An 18,553-nucleotide genomic window follows, 5' to 3' on the forward strand; every position below is an offset into this window, starting at 1 on the left:
CCTGTTCAGGCTAATGCCAGCCAGTTAAGCGCTAGAACTGACAACCAGTAACCTGTGGCGAGGGAGCTTGCTCCCGCTGGGCCGGGCTGGCGCTCCAGCGCGAAGCGGCCCCTGCTCTTTGCTTTAAAAGCATGGGACTGCTACGCCGTCCAACGGGAGCAAGCTCCCTCGCCACAATTACCGGCTATGTCTTAATTGACTGGCATTAGCCTGTTCAGGCCGTTTTTTTTATGCGCGCGGTTTACGCAAGGCTCTTGCTGACCACCTCGAATACATCGCTCGACAGCTCGCCGGAGGCACGAATGCGCTCAAGTTCCGCCTTCATCAGCGCTTGACGGGCGCTGTCGTATTTACGCCAGCGGGTCAACGGCGCCAACTGGCGCGAAGCAATCTGTGGGTTGAAGCCATTGAGCTGGATCACCAGGTCCGCCAGGAAGCGATAACCCGAGCCGTCTGCAGCATGGAAGTTGATCAGGTTCTGCCCGGCAAATGCACCCACCAGTGCGCGCACCTTGTTCGGGTTCTTGATGTTGAACGCCGAGTGCTCCATCAACGCCTTGACCCGCGCCAAACCACCCGGCAACGTGCTGCCCGCCTGCACGCTGAACCACTGGTCCATCACCAACGGGTTGTCCTTGAAGTTCTCGGCAAACACCGCCAACGCCTGGGCTTTTTCCGCTTCGAACGGCGAGTTCACCAGCACCGCCAATGCCGTGAGACGCTCGGTCATGTTATCGCTGGTGTCGAACTGGTCCAGCGTTGCGGCCAACACTTCAGGCTTGCCGCTGAGCATCAGGTACGACAGCGCGATGTTCTGCAAGGCGCGCCGCGCGAAGTGCTCGGCCGCCGCCACATAAGGCGTCTGCTTGGACAGCTCGCGATTGGCCTGGTAACGCAGCCACAGCGCTTCGAACAGGTTGTCAGCCAGTTGCTTGCGGGCGTACTCACGGGCGGCGTGGATGGCCTCCACATCCGCCACTTCGCTGATTTCCGTGAGGTAGGCCTCGCTTGGCAGCGAGAGCATTTCGGCGACCATGGCCTGGTCCAGGCTTTCATCGCTGAGCACCGTGCGCAGTGCGTCGATCAGGCGCTGATCGAGCTTCAACGCCTGCCCCGCCTGGTGCTGAGCAATCAGCTCCTGCAACACCTGCACCGACAATTGCTGGCCGGCATCCCAGCGGTTGAAGCCATCGCTGTCGTGCTGCATCAGGAACATCAGTTGGTCGCGGTTGTACGGGAAGCTCAGTTTCACCGGCGCCGAGAAGCCGCGCAGCAGCGAAGGCAACGGCTTTTCTGCGATGTCGACGAAGGTGAAGGTCTGCTCCGCTTGCGTCACCGAAATCACCCGCGACGTGCCGCCAGCCGCCGCTTCACCCGCCAGGCGCAAGGCGATAGCGGCGCCCTGCCCGTCCAGCAGGCCCAATTCCACCGGAATCACGAACGGCAGTTTCTCAACCTTGTCCGGCGTTTGCGGGCAGCTTTGACGGAACGTCAGGCTGTAGGTTTTGGCTGCGGCATCAAACCACTCGCTTACCGCCAGACGCGGCGTACCGGCCTGGCTGTACCAGCGCTTGAACTGGCTGAGGTCGGCGCCGTTGGCGTCTTCCATGGCCTTGATAAAGTCATCACAGGTCACGGCCTGGCCGTCATGGCGTTCGAAGTACAGGTCGCTGCCTTTACGGAAGCCTTCAGCGCCGAGCAAGGTGTGGATCATGCCGACCACTTCCGAGCCCTTTTCGTACACGGTCAGGGTGTAGAAGTTGGAGATCTCGATAAAGCTGTCCGGGCGTACCGCGTGGGCCATCGGGCCGGCGTCTTCAGCGAACTGATGGGTGCGCAGGTACGCCACATCCTGGATGCGCATGACCGTGGCCGAGTTCATGTCGGCGGAGAAGCCCGAGTCACGGAACACGGTGAAGCCTTCCTTGAGCGACAGCTGGAACCAGTCACGGCAGGTCACACGGTTGCCGGACCAGTTGTGAAAGTATTCGTGGGCAACAATCGCTTCGACGCGCTGGTGAGCGGCGTCGGTGGCGGTTTCGGCGCGGGCCAGCACGGCGCTGGAGTTGAAAATATTGAGGCCCTTGTTCTCCATGGCGCCCATGTTGAAGTCATTCACGGCCACGATCATGAAGATGTCGAGGTCGTACTCGCGACCGTAGGTTTCTTCGTCCCAGCGCATGGATTTTTTCAGGCTGGTCATGGCGTGCTGGCACTTGTCGATGTTTTCCGGCTCGACATAGATGCGCAGCGCCACTTCACGATTGGTCATGGTGGTGAAAGTGTCTTCAACGCACCACAAGTCACCGGCCACCAATGCAAACAGGTAGGCAGGTTTCTTGAACGGGTCTTCCCAGGTCGCCCAATGACGGCCGTCTTCGCCGGGGCCACTGGCAATCGGATTGCCGTTGGAGAGCAGCACCGGATAGCTGTGTTGTTCGGCGATCACCGTGGTGGTGAAGGTGCTCATCACGTCCGGGCGGTCGAGGTAGTAAGTGATCTTGCGGAAACCTTCAGCCTCGCACTGGGTGCAGAACATGCCGCTGGATTTGTACAGGCCTTCCAGGGCAGTGTTGGTTTCCGGGTGGATACGCACACTGGTGTCGACCGTGAAGGTTTCGCAGGTCGGGTGCAGGGTCAGGTGGCTGTCGGTCAACTGGTAGTCGGCCTCGGTCAGTTCCTTGTCACCCAGGTTGACGGTCAACAGCTCCAACTGCTGGCCATCGAGCACCAGCGGCGGCAAGCCGGTGCCGCGCTCGGGGTTGCGGCGCATCACCAGCTGCGCATGGACCAGGCTATGGTCCTCGAACAACTCGAAGGTCAGGTGCGTTTCTTCGATCAGGTAATCCGGCGCCTGATAGTCCTTCAGGTAAATCATCTTCGGTTGTTCGGTGCGCATGGATAGCATCCTTTTTACTGATGCACGGCGAGCTGGTAGGCCGTGTACTTACGAATGTTGATAACGCCGGTGTCGAAGATCAGGTATTGGCCCTTGATCCCCAGCAACGTGCCTTCGGCAATCGGGTTCTTGTCCAGGTTAAAGCTGACGATCTTGGCCGGGTATTGCTCGACCGGGTAACGAATTTCGATCGGCTCGATGTCGGTTACCGGTTGGATGGCCTGCAAGCCAAAGCGTTCCTGCAACCCCAGCAGGCCGTCGGCGCAGGTGGCGAACAGCTCATCGCGTACCTGCTTGAGATCCACCGATTGCGCATCGCCCTTGAGTAAAGCACGCCAGTTGGTTTTATCGGCCACTTGGCTGCGAAACAGGTCTTCAACGAAACCGGATTGCTGACGGGTCGCCACGCGCATGATCGGCAGCGCCTGGCTGGCGCCCTGGTCGAGCCAGCGGGTGGGCAACTGGGTGGCACGGGTGATGCCGACCTTGATGCCCGACGAGTTGGCCAGGTACACCACATGGTCGGTCATGCAGAATTGTTCGCCCCAGCCCGGATCACGGCAGGTGCCGGCGTCGTAATGGCAACGCTCGGGACTCATGATGCACAGGTCACACTGGGCCAGTTTGGTCATACATGGGTAGCAATAACCCTGGCTGAAACTGGTCTTGGTCTTGCGGCCGCAATGGCTGCAATGAATGGCACCGAGGTATTCCAGGCGCACGTGGGTACCGATCAACGGGTTGACCGGCACCTCGGTGTCGCCCAGGCGAAACGCGTATTGAACGGTCGGCTCACCGAGTTGCGCCGACATTTTGCTGACTGCACCGCGACCAATTTCAATCAATGGATCGCATCCGACTTGAACAGAATGTTCGGCACCGGCGCCGACTTGGACGCGCATTCCTGCGGGCCCATGTAGCCGGTACGCTGCTCTTCGGGCAGGTTCTGGATTTCCCAGGCGATCACCGCTTGCAGCGACAGCTCGCGCTGCTCCGCAGTGAGCTTGCGGCCATCGGACCACTTGCCGATTTCCACGGCCAGCTTGAGGCTCTCGTAGATGTCCGGGGTGATGTTTTCGATCATTTCAGCAAAAGAGGACATAAGGCTCTTCCTTATCAAATAGAGGCTTTGCGGCGGTTGTACAACCCGCCCAGCAAACCCGTCAGGCAACCGATGACCAAGCCGCTCAGGTGAGCCGCGTTGGCGATTTCGCCGAAACCGATCATCGAGATCAGCCCCGACATGCAGAGCACCAGCCAAATCAGCATCATCGCCAGCACGCCACGCGGCAGACGATAAGCCGGGTTAGGCGACAACAATTGGAAGATCCAGCAATGCCCGAGCAGGCCATACAACACGCCAGACAAACCGCCAAACAGGCTCGGGCCGCCATAGGCGTATTGCGCGTAATTGGACACCAGGCTGAACAACACGGTCAGGCCCAGCAGGTTGATACTGCCCTGGCGCAACTCGATACGACGGCCCAGCTCCCAGTACCACATGCCATTCATGGCCAGGTGCAGGATGCCGAAGTGGATCAGCATCGGCGTGACCAGCCGCCACCACTGCCCCGAGGCCATGGTCTCGGCAAACGGGGTGAACTGGATGTAGTCGCCCATCACGTGAAACGGCAGGAAGGTCAGCCAGCTCATGGTCTGCAGGTTTTCACCCAACAAGGTCACCGCGCCAACGATCATGCTCGCCAGCAGCACCAGCGCCGTCACCGGACTGAAACGCACTTGCTGAACAAAGCTTGGCCGCGTGACGGGCGCCTGCTGGGGAATATCCAGTTGCTGATCCGGGTCACCGGCGGGAAAGCGTTGATACAACACTTGCACGTCGGCGCTGATGTTCTCGGGCACCCACAACACTTGCTCGCCTGCTTCTTCACTGACGCGATGGGGCACTTGCATGCGTTGCAGCAGTTTGACGAAACCACTCAAGTCGACACTCAGCGGCAAGCGCAATACAGCTACCGTACTCATACAATGACCTCAGGCCGCTCAACGTCGACCCATACAAATTTACGCGGATCCAGGCGGGTTTCCTGGTCCAGTCGGTACGCCACCAGCTTGCCGTAAAGCACCGCGCTGTAGTCCAGGCAGGCCAGGTTGTCGCGGATCGGCGCCGGCTTGCCGCTGCGCCAGTAATGGCCGACGAACAACAACGGTTCGTCGACGCCATAACGCAGCAGGGAATTTTTTTCCGTAGACGAAAGCGGCGTTCGCGCCACCGGTTCCGGAAGTGCATCGGGCTGGAACACGATGTCGCCGTAGGTTTTGGGGTCGTCTTCCCAGAATTTGGTGCGGAAAAATGAGCGCGTCAGGCCATCGCCACCGGTCAGCGTCAGGCCGTCCGGCAGGCGCATGTCGGTGCCGCGCAGCAGGCGGTCGAAGGCGTTGCAGGCAAAGCTGCCCGGCACGGCGGCGGCCTGCAAAAAGTGCTGGTCGATGCAGCCATCCGGGAAGGTGGCGCGCAGCGGCTGGATAAAGCCTTCGTCCCAACACGCATGCACCACGCGAAACCGCCCGGCGTCGACAAACAGCGGCATGTCGTAGAACCAGCCGAGGAAGTCGTGCCAGTCGGCCGGGTGGTGCTCGAACTGGGTCAGAGTTTCGTGGATCAACCGCGCATGGCGTGGGTTGTGCTCGCGCACGAACTGCTTGCCACTGCCCGGCGGCGCCGGCGTGCTCCAGCCCAGCGCGTTGAACTCGTGGTTGCCCATGATGCACAGCGCCTGGCCGGCCTCGGTCATATCGTGGACGATATGCAGCGCCTCGCGGATGCGTGGCCCACGGTCGATGATATCGCCGAGGAACACCGCCATACGCGTCGGATGGCGCCAGGTTCCAGCCTGTTTATGGTAGCCCAGCCGGTCGAGCAAGTGCTCAAGGGTATGAGCGCAACCGTGCACGTCACCAATCAGGTCGTAGCTACGCGCGGGATCGAGCATCAGTCGCCTCCACCCCCCAAGCGGCTGCCCCAGCCCAGCTTGGTGCGGCACACTTCGTAGTAGTTGTGGTCCAGCGGGTGGATCAACCGCAACTTCTGTGCCTTTTTGCTCACGGTGATGGTGTCACCGGGGGCGCAGGTGAAATGGTTCTGCCCGTCGCAGGAGACTTGCGGGTAGATCTGCATGTCTTTGGACACCACGATTTTCAGCTCACTGTTGCCATCAACCACAATTGGCCGACTGGACAACATATGGGGGTACATCGGCACGATCACAATGGCATCGAGTTTGGGGTGCATGATCGGACCGCCAGCCGACAGTGCGTACGCGGTAGAACCGGTCGGCGTGGCGACGATCAGGCCGTCAGCCTTTTGGCTGCACACGAACTGGCCGTCGATATACAGCTCGAACTCGATCATGCGCGTGGATTTGCCAGGGTGCAGCACCACATCGTTGAGCGCATCGCCCTGGCCGATGGCCTCGCCGTGGCGGCGTACTTCGGCTTGCAGCAGGAAGCGGTTTTCCACCAGGTAATGGCCGTCGAGCACCTTGGCCACTTCGACTTCGAGGTCATCCGGGCGGATATCCGTGAGGAACCCCAAACTGCCACGGTTGATCCCCAGCACCGGCACGTTGTGCCGCGCCAGTGCACGGGCGGCACCCAGCAGGCTGCCGTCGCCGCCGACCACAATAACCATGTCACAGACTTCGCCGAGCATCTTGCGCGACGAGGTTTGCAGGCCGTGGCCGGGCAGGATTTCGGCGATGGTGTCTTCGAGGATCACATGCAGGTGGCGTTCCAGCAGGAATTTTTTCAGCCGGCGGACGGTGTCCAGCACCTGGGTACTGCCCAGGCGACCGATAATGCCGATATTGCGAAATTGCTCCATGGGGCTCCTGCGGGATTTGGGGTCTGGCAAAAAGAACGATTATGGGCGAAAGGCCGCGTCAGGCAAAACCCTTTGTCGCCGCAGGACCTTGATGACAATGGTTCTCAGCCACCCTTAACGGCTCTAAAAGGCTATGCTCGGACCATGACTGTGTTCCCCGACCTGCTCAACCTGCCCCGCCAATTGCGCCACCCCGAGGTGCGCGACCTGGCGTGGGTGGTGCTCGCCCCGCCGATGCTTGCGCAAACGCCCTGGCCGCAGCGCCACCCGCTGGCCGGCAGCGACTGGGTACAGGCGCCGCACCGGCTCGAACAGTGGTTACGCACCCTCGACCAGGACAGCAGCGCCTTGCAGCATTGGCTAAGCCTGTCGCGCACGCGGCGCCTGGGCCTGTACTACGAGCGCCTGTGGCAATTCGCGGTGCAACATGCGCCGGGGGTGGAGTTACTGGCCGCCAACCTGCCGATCCGCCGCGCCGGGCATACGCTGGGCGAGCTGGACATGCTGGTGCGCGACCGCGATGGCGTGCACCACCTGGAACTGGCGATCAAACTGTATCTGGGGCCGCAGGACGGCAACGGCCAGGACCCCGCGCAATGGCTCGGCCCCGGCTGTCATGACCGGCTGGACCGCAAGCTCGCGCACCTGGCCCAGCATCAACTACCGATTTCGGCCCGCCCGGAAAGCCGCGAAGCACTGGCGGCGCTGGATATTGCGCAGTTCGATGCACATTTGTGGCTGGGCGGGTATTTGCTCTATCCGTGGCCCGGCACCGCCGAATCCCCGCTGGGCGTTGAACCACAGCACCTGCGCGGGCGCTGGCTGCATCAGCGTGATTGGCGCGACTTCGTCAGCCAGAGCCCGCCGGGGCGCTGGCAACCCCTGCCTCGGCACGCCTGGCTGGCGCCGGCGCATTACTCGGAGGATCAGGTGTGGCGTGCTGACCAGATGCAAGCCTGGCTGGCAGACCTCGACCCGATGGCACCGGCCCAATTACTGGTGCGGCTGGTTCAGCAAGGCGCAGATTGGGAAGAAGCCGAACGTTTGTTCCTTGTTGCAGACCTGTGGCCAAACGTCCCGGGCATTACTTGAGTTTCAGGTGGCGCGCATACCAGGGCCGTTTCGGCACGCGCTTGAACAAGGCCTGCAATCCGTCTTCTTCGGCGAAGGTGATGCGCAGCGCCAGCTTCATGGTCTCCGGGTCCATTTCCATCGACCGCCCCATCTGCAGCCCCGGCGTGGTGCTGCAACCGTGGGTGTCCGGCCCCAGCCATGGGTCAGCGACTTCCACCCAGCGGCCTTGGGCAAACCACTTGACCCCGTTGACCTCCAGCCGGCTGACCTCGCCTGGATTGAACCGCTCATGGGCGCGAAACCAGTCCTCGATGCGATCATCGATCCAGCCGTGAAAGTGCCAGAACACCGGGTTTACGTGCGATGAGAACGGGTCGCCCAGGAAGTCGTTCTGCGGCGCGTACCAACGCGCGGCAAAGTCCGCCGGGTCACGGGCGAACGGCACCGGCGCGCCGTTGGACGGGTCACGGGGCACCGAGGCCCAACGCATGTGCAGCCAGTCGTGCAGGCCCAGCTCCATCTCCGAACCTAACTGGCCCAAGGTCAGTTTGGCCAGGTAACGCGGGTCACGGTACTGCGACTCCCACACCTGGAAGTTGCTGTGGTAGGTCTCGGCCGCCTTGATATCGCTGACCCATTGGGTGTAGTCGCTGTCATCAGGTGCTGACCAACAGGGTGGCAGCGCAAAGCCGTCGTGGTTATCGAAATAACGCAAAAACCCCAGGCGATCGCGTTCCAGCGCCGGTTGGGGTTCAGGGAATTGCGGCCAGGAAGGCAGGTCTTGCATGGAGCGCGCAGTGCCAAGCATATGCCGGTGCATGAAAAAGAAGTCGATACCCGAACCGTTGCGGTCTTTGCGTTTGCCGCGCGCGTCGCGCTCCTGGCCGCGTGGCCCGGGTTGCCAACCGATACCGCGCAGGGCATCGCGTTTTTCCTCGGACAGCTTGTGCCACTGGTCACGGGTGGCGTGCCAGAGCTGGTGGAACAGCCGGTGCTCAGGCGCGATCAGCCAGGCCAGCAAGGTCGGGTTAAGGCCGATACGCTGGCGCGCCTCGGGGAACAGTTGCTTGTGGGCGATAAAGCGGTTGTCGCACTCGGTCAGGGCCAGGGGGCGCTCAAGGTCGAGAACCTGCCCGCTCAGCGTGCTGCTGCCGGCATTGGCGAAGTCGGCCCAGACTTCGTCGAGGGTCATCTTGAACTCATAGGCCGGTGCGCCATCCGCGGCGTCGCGGTCGATCAGGCGCCAGTAGAGCACGGCGCCCTCGCCCGTCAGCAGATCACCGAGCACGCGGTAACGCGGCTCGCCCTCGGCACGCAGGTTTGCAGCGGTGTCCAGATAGCCACGCAAGCCACGGCCGCGCGGGGCGATGTCGAGCAACAGCTCCAGGCCTTGCAGCGGCAAGCCTTTAAGGCCCGCATCGCGGCCCTCCAGGCGCAGGCTCCACACACCGCGCAGGGTATTGGCCAGGTGTTGGCCGGCGGTGTCGGCCAGGTCCACCGTGGCCTCGCCCGGCGTGATCGGGAATTCTTCACGCGTCAGCTCGCGGTGGGCATAAAGGGCCGCTGGCACGGCAGCGCCGGTCAGCGCCAGGCCGGCGATGAAGCCACGTCGAGAGAGGGTCATTGTCTACCTTAGGAAACAGCTTGATCAGAGCTAGAACGTTGACGGCCGCGAGAAATTTACCGGCCCAGCGCCCGCGCCTAAATTTCCCCGGCCATGGCTCGTTCTTCCCTGATAGCAAAGGCCTCAACTGACTGAGATGGCAATGACAAAATCACGTTCGAAAAAGGCGCTGTATATCGGCCTGCCGCTGGCACTGGCCATCGGCGCCGGGGTCGGTTTCCTGGCCTGGGATCACTGGTTCAAAGGCAATGCCGGCTACCCGCTGGAGGTGATCAAGCAGGCCAACGAAATGCAGGACCGCTTGTTGTCGTTCGACAGCCATATCACCGTGCCCATGGATTTCGGCACCGCCGGCAACGAAGCCGACAAGGATGGCAGCGGCCAGTTTGACCTCGCCAAGGCGGCACGCGGGCGCTTGTCGGGCGCGGCGCTGACGATTTTCGGCTGGCCGGAAATCTGGAACGGCCCCAACGCGCCGCACAAACCCACCGACGGTTTTGTCGAGGAGGCCCGTCACGAGCAGGAGGTGCGCTACAAGATCATCTCCGGCATGGTGCGCGACTTCCCCAACCAGGTCGGCATCGCCTACACCCCGGACGATATGCGGCGCCTGCATGGCGAGGGCAAGTTTGCGATCTTTATCAGCATGCTCAACGCCTACCCGCTGGGCGACGACCTCAACCAGCTGGACCTGTGGGCGGCACGCGGCATGCGCATGTTCGGCTTCAGCTATATCGGCAACAACGCCTGGTCCGACTCGTCACGCCCGCTGCCGTTTTTCAATGACACCACCGACGCGCTTGAAGGGCTGTCACCCATCGGCCAACAAGCCGTGCACCGCCTCAACGACCTGGGCGTGATCATCGATGTGTCGCAGATGTCGACCAAGGCGCTGGAGCAAGTCGCGCAATTGAGCCGTACCCCCATGATTGCCTCGCATTCGGCGCCGCGTGCCTCGGTGGATATCCCGCGCAACCTCAGCGACAAAGAACTGCAACTGATCAAAAACAGCGGTGGCGTGGTGCAGGTGGTGGGCTTCCCGGCCTATTTGCGCCCGCTGAGCCAACCCACCCAAGACAAGCTCAACACTTTGCGTGCGCGCTTCGATTTGCCGCCGTTGCCCAACCTGGCCATGGCCTTGATGCCCGGTGACGCCATCATCGCCGCCTGGCCCGAGCAGAAGTTCGGCCAGTACGCCCAGGGGCTGTACGCCATTCTTGAAGAAGAACCCAAGGCCACCCTCAAGGACTGGGGCGATGCCATTGACTACACCGTGCGCAAGATCGGCATCGACCACGTCGGCATCGCCTCGGATTTCAACGACGGCGGCGGCATCCAGGGCTGGGAGAACGTCGGCGAAGTGCGCAATGTCACCGCCGAACTGATCCAGCGCGGCTACTCCGAGGCCGACATCGCCAAGCTGTGGGGAGGCAACTTCCTGCGGGTGTGGGACCAGGTACAAAAAGCCGCCAAGCCGTTGGCCAACCGCTAATTACTCAGAAGCCAGTCCATGACCGACCGCCGTACATTCCTCAAGCAGGCTGGCGTACTCGCCGCTAGCCTGCCATTGGGCAGCACATTGCTCGCGCACGCCCAGGCAGCCACCCAGTCGCCTGCCACAAACGACCCATGGACGGGTTTCAAACAGCTGTTCACCCAAGACCCGGACTACCTGCACTTTTCCAACTTCCTGGTGACCTCCCACCCACGCCCCGTGCGCGAAGCCATTGAGCGCTACCGCCAGCAGATCGACCGCAACCCCGGCCTGGCCATGGACTGGGGCCTGGAAGAAACCTGGAAACGTGAAGGCCAGGTGCGCGAATGGGCCGGTCGTTACCTGAACGCCAAGCCGGCTCAGATCGCCCTCACCGGCAGCACGTCGGAAGGCCTGGCGATGATCTACGGCGGGATCAAGCTGCGCCCCGACCAAGAGATTCTCACCACCGAACACGAACACTACGCCACCCAGAACGTGCTGGACTTTCGCGTCGCCCGCCAAGGCACCCAGGTGCGGCGCATCCGCTTGTTCGAGCGCGCCAGCCAGGTCTCCAGTGACGAAGTGCTGGGCAACATCAAGCGCGCCATTCGCCCCACTACCCGCGTGCTGGGCATGACCTGGGTGCAGTCCGGCAGTGGCGTGAAGCTGCCGATCGGCGAAATCGGCAAGCTGGTGGAGGAACTCAATCGCAACCGCGACGACAACGACCGCATCCTGTATGTGGTCGATGGCGTACATGGTTTTGGCGTGGAGAACCTCGACTTCCCGGCCATGCACTGCGACTTCTTTATCGCCGGCACGCATAAATGGATGTTCGGCCCACGCGGCACCGGGCTGGTCTGCGCCCGCGACGCCGAAAACAAATACGTCACACCCATGGTGCCGACCTTCTCCGAAGACACCAACTTTGCCACCACCATGACGCCCGGCGGCTACCACGCCTTTGAGCATCGCTGGGCGGCGGATGAAGCGTTCAAGCTGCACCTGCAACTGGGCAAGGAACAGGTTGAGGCGCGCATCCACGTACTCAACAGCGAACTCAAAACCCAGTTGCTGGCGCATCCGCAGATCGAGTTGGTGACACCGCGCAGCACCGATCTGTCGGCAGGTTTTACGTTCTTCCGCGTCAAGGGTCAGGACAGCGAAGCCGTGGTCGCCCACATGATGAAAAACCGCGTGGTGATCGACGCCGTCGACCGCGATGTCGGCCCGGTGATCCGCACTTCCCCCGGCCTGCTTAACAGCTCGGACGAAATCCAGCAGTTTATGGCCCTGCTGAGCCAACGCCTGTGATGCGCCCTTTTTTCCTTTGAACGAGATGCCCACATGAATCCATCCCGACTCAAACCCCTGACCGCCCTGGCGCTGACTGCTCTTTGCGCGGCATGGCTGCCCAACCTGGCGCAGGCCGCCACGCCGCAACCCGGCAAAGTGTTCAAGGACTGCAAGGACTGCCCGGAAATGGTGGTGCTGCCCGCCGGCACCTTCACCATGGGCACGCCGGAAGACGAAGTCGGCCGCGAGCCCGATGAAGGCCCGATGCACGACGTGACCTTCGCCAAACCGTTTGCCATGAGCCGCTTCCACGTCACTGCCGCCGAATGGGACAGCTATATCCGCCAGACCGGCGTCAAGATCGCCGACGGCGACACCCGCCCCGGCCGCGAATGCATCGCCAGCAAGCCCCGCTACCCGCAAGGGCCACGCCAGCCGGCAGTGTGCATGGACATGGACGACATCAAGCAGTACGTCGCCTGGCTATCGGAAAAAACCGGCCACAAGTACCACATGGTCAGCGAAGCCCAACGTGAATACGCCGCCCGCGCCGGCTCCACCGGGCCGTTCCCCTTCCCGTTCGACGAGGGCAAGGGCTACAGCATCGCCCAGCACGCCAACACCTACGGCCCGGCAGATGGCTACAGCTATTCCTCGCCGGTGGGCAGCTACCCGCCGAATGCATTCGGCATGTACGACATGCACGGCAATGTGTATGAGCGGGTTGCCGACTGCGAGCACCCCAACTATATCGGCGCCCCTACCGACGGCAGCGCCTGGATGGAGCCCCACTGCGAGGGCTACCAGATCCGCGGCAATGACTGGGGCGAAGCGCCGGTGTTCTCACGTTCGGGCAACCGCAACACCATCTACCCGCAAACCCGCGGGGACTGGATTGGGTTTCGGGTAGTGCGCGACCTTTAAGCAGCACACCGAGCAGAAGGTGGGAGCTGGCTTGCCTGCGATGCAGACACCTCGGTACATCAGGTACACCGAGTTGATGCCATCGCAGGCAAGCCAGCTCCCACACTTGGATCGCCTTAGGCCTGCCGAGCCAACAACTCCAACCCTTCATGCAACGCCGGGAACAGGCTGTTATTGAAGTTGTTCCAGCGCAATTCGAGGATGGTGTCCTCAGGCGAAATCTCGGTTTTCAGCACGTCGTGGAACACTTCGCCCGAATCAATGCCGTTGTCCACGTAATGGAACGAAGCGCCGGTAAGGTACAGCGGTTCGCAGGCCTTGGTTGCTTTGCTCGCCCAATCCACCACCGTCTGCCCGCGCGCGCCGTACAAGGCATTCCAGGTGGCATAGGCGCCACGGCGCTCGTAAGGCGATTCAATACGGGTAATGCCTGGGTGAATGTTCATGATCCGCCGCGCGAACGGCGCGCCGGGCCGCACCAACTCATCGAGGATCACCAGCAGGCCGTCCAGCACCACGATATCGGCCTTCAACTCCACCAGGGTGTCGTGCAAGCGACGTTCAAAATCCTGCTTGCCGGCGATGTGTTCGGCGCTGCCACGCGGCAGGCGGCGGTAGGTGGATGGCACGCTTAGCAACAAGTCATTGACCAGGTTGCCCTGCACGCGCAGGTCCGCCGGGTACAGCCACTGGCGACCCGGCTGATAGGCAAAACCATAGTCGGCCACCAACTGCTGGTCCCGCGGGTTCTGCTCGTCATCGTCGTACACCACGCCGACCAGGTTGTAGGCCTGGCCCAACGGTGTGTCGTTCAGCGACCCCACCAGAAACTCCAGCACCGACTTCATATAGCGCTCGTGGTCCTTGTAGGCCACCGGCTGCCCGGCCTTGTCGGCGGCAGCGTTTCTCAGGGACCAGACATACACCAGATTCTTTTTCGTCATTGTTTCGCTCTCGCTGGATAGATCAGGCACGCGCCAATACGCGTGCGCCTACACAACAAGAACGAACCAGCCTGCAGGCAATTTATCGACCCAGGCCACCGCCCGGCGCGCCGCGCTAAATAGTCGCCCCGACACTTCGTTTGTCATGGGTAAGGGTCTGTGTGCCCAGCCCCCTCTTTTTTCACTTTCCGGGAAGTATTTATGACCGACCCCAAGCGCGGCGCCTTTAACGGTTTGCTCGCATTGCTCAGGCCTTTTCGCACCATCGTGACAGTCTCTGTCGCGCTGGGCATGGCCGGCGGCCTGGCCATCACGTTGCTGCTGGCGACTATCAATAACGCCCTGCACTCTACAACCGGCATGACCCAGGGCGTGGTCCTGACCTTTGCGGCGCTATGCCTGTTGGCGCTGACCAGTTCGATCGTCTCGGATATCGGCACCAACTATGTGGGCCAGCGGATCATTGCCGCCCTGCGCAAGGATCTCGGTGAGAAAGTGCTGTCGGCGCCCATCGAGCAGATCGAACGCTACCGCTCGCACCGCCTGATCCCGGTGCTCACCCACGACGTCGATACCATCAGCGATTTCTCCTTCGCGTTCACCCCGCTGGCCATCGCCAGCACGGTAACCCTGGGGTGTCTGGGTTACCTGGCCTACTTGTCTGTGCCAATGTTCCTGATGATGATCGTCGCCATTGTGATCGGCAGCAGCGTGCAGTTCATCGCCGGCCACAAAGGCATACGCGGCTTCGATGCAGCCCGTGACCTGGAAGACGAACTGCAGCGCTACTATTCGGCGATCGCCTCCGGCGCCAAGGAGTTGCGCATCCACCGGCCACGGCGCTACCGGATGAACACCCACCGTATCCAGGAAACCGCCGACCGGATCAGCGACATCCAGGTGCGCTCGGTCAACATTTACATCGTGGCCAAGACCTTTGGCTCGATGCTGTTCTTTGTGGTCATCGGCCTGGCCCTGGCCATGCAAGCCTACAGCCCCAACCCGGACCCCGCGGTGATCACCGGTTTTGTGTTGGTACTGCTGTACATGAAAGGCCCGCTCGAACACGTGATCGGTTACCTGCCGATCATCGGCAAGGCCGGCATTGCCTTTGCGCGTATCACCGAGCTGTCTGATCGCTTCTCGTCCCCCGAGCCGCATCTGTTGATGGACGGCAGCGAAGCCCCCACGCCGGTGGTCAACAGCCTTGAACTGCGTGGCGTCACCTACAGCCCACCGCCGGTAGAGGGCAGCGAGCCGTTTCACCTGGGGCCGATCAACCTGAGCATCCAGCAGGGCGATATCGTGTTTATCGTCGGCGAGAACGGCTGCGGCAAGACCACACTGATCAAACTGTTGCTGGGCCTGTATCAACCCGACGCCGGCGAAATCCGCCTGAACGGCGAAACCGTGACCGACCCGGTGCGCGATGACTATCGCCAATTGTTCACCACGGTGTTCGCCGACTATTACCTGTTCGACGACCTGGTCCAGGGCAGCGCCACGCAATCGCTGGACAGTGCTGCCAAGTACCTGGAGCGCCTGGAAATCGCGCACAAAGTCAGCGTCAAGGACGGCGTATTCAGCACCACCGACCTCTCCACCGGGCAGCGCAAGCGCCTGGCGCTGGTCAATGCCTGGCTCGAAGAACGCCCGGTGCTGGTGTTCGACGAATGGGCCGCCGACCAGGACCCGGCCTTCCGCCGCGTGTTCTACACCGAGCTGCTGCCCGACCTCAAGCGCCTGGGCAAAACCATCATCGTGATCAGCCACGACGACCGCTACTTCGACATCGCCGACCAACTGGTGCGCCTGCGTGCGGGCAAGGTCGTGCACGAGATGGAACCGGCTTGAAATTTATTTTCCGGTTTTTCCGGATAGGAACGTCTCACTAGTGGTAATGAGAATTGACCTCAATAAACACTAAAAGCTGCCCACTTAAAACATAGAAGAGAATGCATCCATGCCAGCAACGTTCGGTCTGAGTCCCTTGAGCAAGGCACTCTCCATGCGCCGCCTCTTGAATACCCCTCTGCTGCCAAGCGCGATTGCCCTGGCACTGGCACTGCCGGTGGCAGGTTATGTGCAGGCGCAGGAAGTCGAATTGAATGTGCCTGCACAGCCGCTGGGGAGCGCGCTTCAGGAGTTCGGTCGCCAGACCAACTTGCAGGTGCTCTACAGCCCTACCGATGTAGAAGGCAAGCGCAGTCACACGATCAAAGGCAAGTTGCAACCTGGCCAGGCCATGACCACCTTGCTGTCCGGGACGGGCATCAGCTATGACCTGCAGGGCAGCTCGTTCACCATCAGCGCGGCGAAAACGTCGGCACTGGAACTGGGTGCAACCCAGGTAACCGCTAACCAGTTGGGGACCATCACCGAAGGCTCCGGCTCCTACACCCCCGGCACCATTGCCACCGCAACCCGCCTGGTGTTAAGCCCACGCGAGACGCCGCAATCGATTTCCGTGGTGACCCGCCAGGCCATGGACGACTTCAGCCTCAAGTCGATCGACGACGTGATGCGCCACACACCGGGCATCACCGTTGCCACCTACGACAGCGAGCGCACCAGCTATTTCTCTCGCGGTTTCGCCATTCAGAACTTCCAGTACGACGGTATTCCGATCCTGCAGGATGCCCAGTACTCGTCGGGCCACACCTTGACCGACACCGTGATCTACGACCGCGTCGAAATTCTCAAGGGCGCCACCGGCCTGCTGACCGGCGCCGGCGGCCCGGGCGGCACCATCAATATGGTGCGTAAAAAGCCCACCTCGGAATTCAAGGGCTATGTGGACCTGGGCGCAGGCTCCTGGGACAACTACCGTTCGGAAATCGACGTCAGCGGCCCGCTGACCGAGACCGGCAACGTGCGTGGCCGTGCTGTTGCGGCGTACCAGGACAAACACACGTTCCTCGATCACTACCAACGCCAGACCAACGTCTACTACGGCATTCTCGAGTTCGACCTGGCACCGGATACGTTGCTGACCATCGGTGGCGACTACCAGGACAGTGACCCGCAGGGCTCCAGCTGGTCCGGTGCGGCCTCGCTCTTTGACTCGGCCGGCAACCACATCAGCACCCCGCGCTCCTTCAACAACGGCGCCAAGTACAGCAAGTGGAAACAGTACACCCGTACCGCCTTCGCCACCCTGGAACACACGTTCGACAACGGCTGGGTCGGCAAGGCGCAGTACAACCACCAGATCAACGGCTACAAAGCCCCGTTGTCGGCCCTGCTGTCACCCAATGCCGAAACGGGCAAGGCATCGCTGCTGACCCGTACCTACAATGGTGAAACCACCAGCGACACGGGTGATCTCTACGCCACTGGGCCGTTCAGCCTGTTCGGGCGTGAGCACGAACTGGTGGTCGGTACGTCGGTCTCGCGCTCGCACTGGCTGGGCAGCGACTACACCAACGCCACCAACTACGACAACAGCCACGACTACTTCAACTGGGACGGCGACGCCCCCAAGCCGGACCGTGGTCCTCGAACCAAAAAGAACGACGAGCTGACCCGCCAGAGCGCCAGCTACATCACCGGGCGCTTCAGCCTCGCGGATGACTTGCACCTGATCCTCGGCACTCGGGTCAACAACTACGAAGTCAGCGGCACCAGCCAGGTCAAGGACACCGGCAAGGTAGTGCCTTATGCCGGCATCACCTATGACCTCAACGACAACTTCTCGGCCTACGCCAGCTTCACCGAAATCTACCTGCCCCAGGACGATTACCGAGACCGCAACGACAAACCGCTGGAACCAGATGAAGGCAAGAACTACGAGATCGGCCTTAAGGGCGAGTTCTTCGACGGTCGCCTGAATTCGAGCCTGGCCTACTTCGAGGTTCACGAGAAAAACCGCGCCGTCGACGACACGGATTACATCCCCAACAGCCACCCAGGGCTGGATTACGCCTCCAGGGGCACCGAAGCCAAGACCAAAGGCTACGAAGCGGAAATTTCCGGCGAGCTGGCGCCAGGCTGGCAGTTGCAGGCGGGCTATACCCATAAGATCATGCGCGACAAACAGGGTGAGAAGCTCTCCACCTGGGAGCCGGAAGATCAGGTCAATATCTACACCAGCTACAAGCTGACCGGCCCACTCGACAAGCTGACCCTGGGCACCGGCGTGCGCTGGCAGGGCACTGGCTGGAAACTGCTGAACAACTATGCCAAAGGCACCGAGGAAAACTTCTCCCAGGACCCACTGTGGATCGTCGACGCGATGGCCCGTTACCAGGTGACCGAGAACGTATCGGCGACCCTCAACGTCAACAACATCTTCGACAAGAAGTATTACACCAACATCGGCTTCTACAACTCGGCTTACTACGGCGACCCGCGTAACGTCATGCTCAGCACCCGCTGGAACTTCTGATCCGGCCCAAGCCCCTGGTCATCGCTGATGACCAGGGGCTTTTTGTTGCCCGCTGAATCGTGGCGTTTGGCGAATAACACCGAT

General features: G+C 61.6%; 14 protein-coding genes. 6 read left to right on the forward strand and 8 right to left on the reverse strand.

All coding sequences use genetic code 11. From position 1 onward, the window contains the following. Nucleotides 1-241 precede the first annotated feature (241 nt). Genes pepN through GIW28_RS03125 form a run of 6 tightly spaced genes read right to left on the reverse strand, consistent with a single transcriptional unit; the run spans nt 242 to nt 6,743 of the window. Nucleotides 242-2,899, reverse strand: coding sequence for an aminopeptidase N (pepN, locus tag GIW28_RS03100; protein WP_236446790.1), 2,658 nt, complete (start codon nt 2,897-2,899; stop codon nt 242-244). 14 nt (nt 2,900-2,913) lie between these two features. Beyond that, entirely contained in the window at nt 2,914-3,744 is an 831-nt protein-coding gene (locus GIW28_RS03105) for a DUF2797 domain-containing protein (RefSeq protein ID WP_056860307.1), read from the reverse strand. Next, nucleotides 3,741-4,001: a YeaC family protein gene (locus GIW28_RS03110; protein WP_017138108.1), complete on the reverse strand. Its 261-nt coding sequence runs from the start codon at nt 3,999-4,001 to the stop codon at nt 3,741-3,743. Before GIW28_RS03110 ends, GIW28_RS03105 begins: the two co-directional genes overlap by 4 nt. A gap of 14 nt (nt 4,002-4,015) precedes the next feature. Beyond that, on the reverse strand, nt 4,016-4,885 hold the full coding sequence (locus tag GIW28_RS03115; RefSeq protein WP_236459109.1) for a rhomboid family intramembrane serine protease: 870 nt from the start codon (nt 4,883-4,885) through the stop codon (nt 4,016-4,018). Continuing rightward, complete coding sequence (locus tag GIW28_RS03120) at nt 4,882-5,856, reverse strand: metallophosphoesterase (RefSeq protein ID WP_370589459.1); 975 nt, start codon at nt 5,854-5,856, stop codon at nt 4,882-4,884. Before GIW28_RS03120 ends, GIW28_RS03115 begins: the two co-directional genes overlap by 4 nt. Continuing rightward, entirely contained in the window at nt 5,853-6,743 is an 891-nt protein-coding gene (locus tag GIW28_RS03125; RefSeq protein WP_010210870.1) for an NAD(+) kinase, read from the reverse strand. Before GIW28_RS03125 ends, GIW28_RS03120 begins: the two co-directional genes overlap by 4 nt. A 144-nt stretch (nt 6,744-6,887) precedes the next feature. On the opposite strand from GIW28_RS03125, the gene GIW28_RS03130 reads away from it, so the two are divergent. Next, nucleotides 6,888-7,835 (forward strand): DUF1853 family protein, encoded by a 948-nt coding sequence (locus tag GIW28_RS03130; RefSeq protein ID WP_017138105.1) that lies wholly within the window; start codon nt 6,888-6,890, stop codon nt 7,833-7,835. On the opposite strand, the gene pvdP is transcribed toward GIW28_RS03130, so the two are convergent. Further along, nucleotides 7,828-9,441, reverse strand: a complete 1,614-nt coding sequence (gene pvdP / locus GIW28_RS03135; protein ID WP_099549292.1) for a pyoverdine maturation tyrosinase PvdP — start codon at nt 9,439-9,441, stop codon at nt 7,828-7,830. The genes GIW28_RS03130 and pvdP overlap by 8 nt on opposite strands. Before the next feature lie 142 nt (nt 9,442-9,583). Between pvdP and pvdM the strand changes: the two genes are divergently transcribed. Genes pvdM through pvdO form a run of 3 tightly spaced genes read left to right on the forward strand, consistent with a single transcriptional unit; the run spans nt 9,584 to nt 13,138 of the window. Then, a complete protein-coding gene (gene pvdM / locus GIW28_RS03140; RefSeq protein ID WP_099549291.1) occupies nt 9,584-10,933 on the forward strand; it encodes a pyoverdine-tailoring dipeptidase-like protein PvdM in 1,350 nt (449 codons plus the stop codon). Between the two features lie 18 nt (nt 10,934-10,951). After that, a complete protein-coding gene (gene pvdN / locus GIW28_RS03145; RefSeq protein ID WP_236459110.1) occupies nt 10,952-12,232 on the forward strand; it encodes a pyoverdine-tailoring periplasmic protein PvdN in 1,281 nt (426 codons plus the stop codon). A gap of 33 nt (nt 12,233-12,265) precedes the next feature. Then, the gene (gene pvdO / locus GIW28_RS03150; RefSeq protein ID WP_170039678.1) at nt 12,266-13,138 is read left to right on the forward strand and encodes a dihydropyoverdine dehydrogenase; all 873 of its coding nucleotides are present in this window, start codon (nt 12,266-12,268) and stop codon (nt 13,136-13,138) included. Nucleotides 13,139-13,254: 116 nt separating this feature from the next. On the opposite strand, the gene GIW28_RS03155 is transcribed toward pvdO, so the two are convergent. Further along, nucleotides 13,255-14,082, reverse strand: a complete 828-nt coding sequence (locus tag GIW28_RS03155; protein ID WP_169986359.1) for a N(5)-hydroxyornithine transformylase PvdF — start codon at nt 14,080-14,082, stop codon at nt 13,255-13,257. A gap of 201 nt (nt 14,083-14,283) precedes the next feature. Here GIW28_RS03155 and GIW28_RS03160 point away from each other — a divergent pair, with 201 nt between their 5' ends. After that, the gene (locus GIW28_RS03160) at nt 14,284-15,936 is read left to right on the forward strand and encodes a cyclic peptide export ABC transporter (RefSeq protein WP_099549287.1); all 1,653 of its coding nucleotides are present in this window, start codon (nt 14,284-14,286) and stop codon (nt 15,934-15,936) included. A gap of 154 nt (nt 15,937-16,090) precedes the next feature. Beyond that, complete coding sequence (locus GIW28_RS03165; RefSeq protein ID WP_329606421.1) at nt 16,091-18,469, forward strand: TonB-dependent siderophore receptor; 2,379 nt, start codon at nt 16,091-16,093, stop codon at nt 18,467-18,469. Nucleotides 18,470-18,553: the final 84 nt, after the last annotated feature.

Source organism: Pseudomonas sp. PA-5-4B (assembly GCF_021606215.1).
Classification (GTDB): Bacteria; Pseudomonadota; Gammaproteobacteria; order Pseudomonadales; family Pseudomonadaceae; genus Aquipseudomonas; species Aquipseudomonas edaphica.

What these genes read in the sequence shown, in the direction of transcription:
- pepN (WP_236446790.1), bottom strand. Translation starts at nt 2,899, where the DNA reads ATGCGCACCGAACAACCGAAGATGATTTACCTGAAGGACTATCAGGCG.
- GIW28_RS03110 (WP_017138108.1), bottom strand. Translation starts at nt 4,001, where the DNA reads ATGTCCTCTTTTGCTGAAATGATCGAAAACATCACCCCGGACATCTAC.
- GIW28_RS03115 (WP_236459109.1), bottom strand. Translation starts at nt 4,885, where the DNA reads ATGAGTACGGTAGCTGTATTGCGCTTGCCGCTGAGTGTCGACTTGAGT.
- GIW28_RS03125 (WP_010210870.1), bottom strand. Translation starts at nt 6,743, where the DNA reads ATGGAGCAATTTCGCAATATCGGCATTATCGGTCGCCTGGGCAGTACC.
- GIW28_RS03130 (WP_017138105.1), top strand. Translation starts at nt 6,888, where the DNA reads ATGACTGTGTTCCCCGACCTGCTCAACCTGCCCCGCCAATTGCGCCAC.
- pvdP (WP_099549292.1), bottom strand. Translation starts at nt 9,441, where the DNA reads ATGACCCTCTCTCGACGTGGCTTCATCGCCGGCCTGGCGCTGACCGGC.
- pvdM (WP_099549291.1), top strand. Translation starts at nt 9,584, where the DNA reads ATGACAAAATCACGTTCGAAAAAGGCGCTGTATATCGGCCTGCCGCTG.
- pvdN (WP_236459110.1), top strand. Translation starts at nt 10,952, where the DNA reads ATGACCGACCGCCGTACATTCCTCAAGCAGGCTGGCGTACTCGCCGCT.
- pvdO (WP_170039678.1), top strand. Translation starts at nt 12,266, where the DNA reads ATGAATCCATCCCGACTCAAACCCCTGACCGCCCTGGCGCTGACTGCT.
- GIW28_RS03155 (WP_169986359.1), bottom strand. Translation starts at nt 14,082, where the DNA reads ATGACGAAAAAGAATCTGGTGTATGTCTGGTCCCTGAGAAACGCTGCC.
- GIW28_RS03160 (WP_099549287.1), top strand. Translation starts at nt 14,284, where the DNA reads ATGACCGACCCCAAGCGCGGCGCCTTTAACGGTTTGCTCGCATTGCTC.
- GIW28_RS03165 (WP_329606421.1), top strand. Translation starts at nt 16,091, where the DNA reads ATGCGCCGCCTCTTGAATACCCCTCTGCTGCCAAGCGCGATTGCCCTG.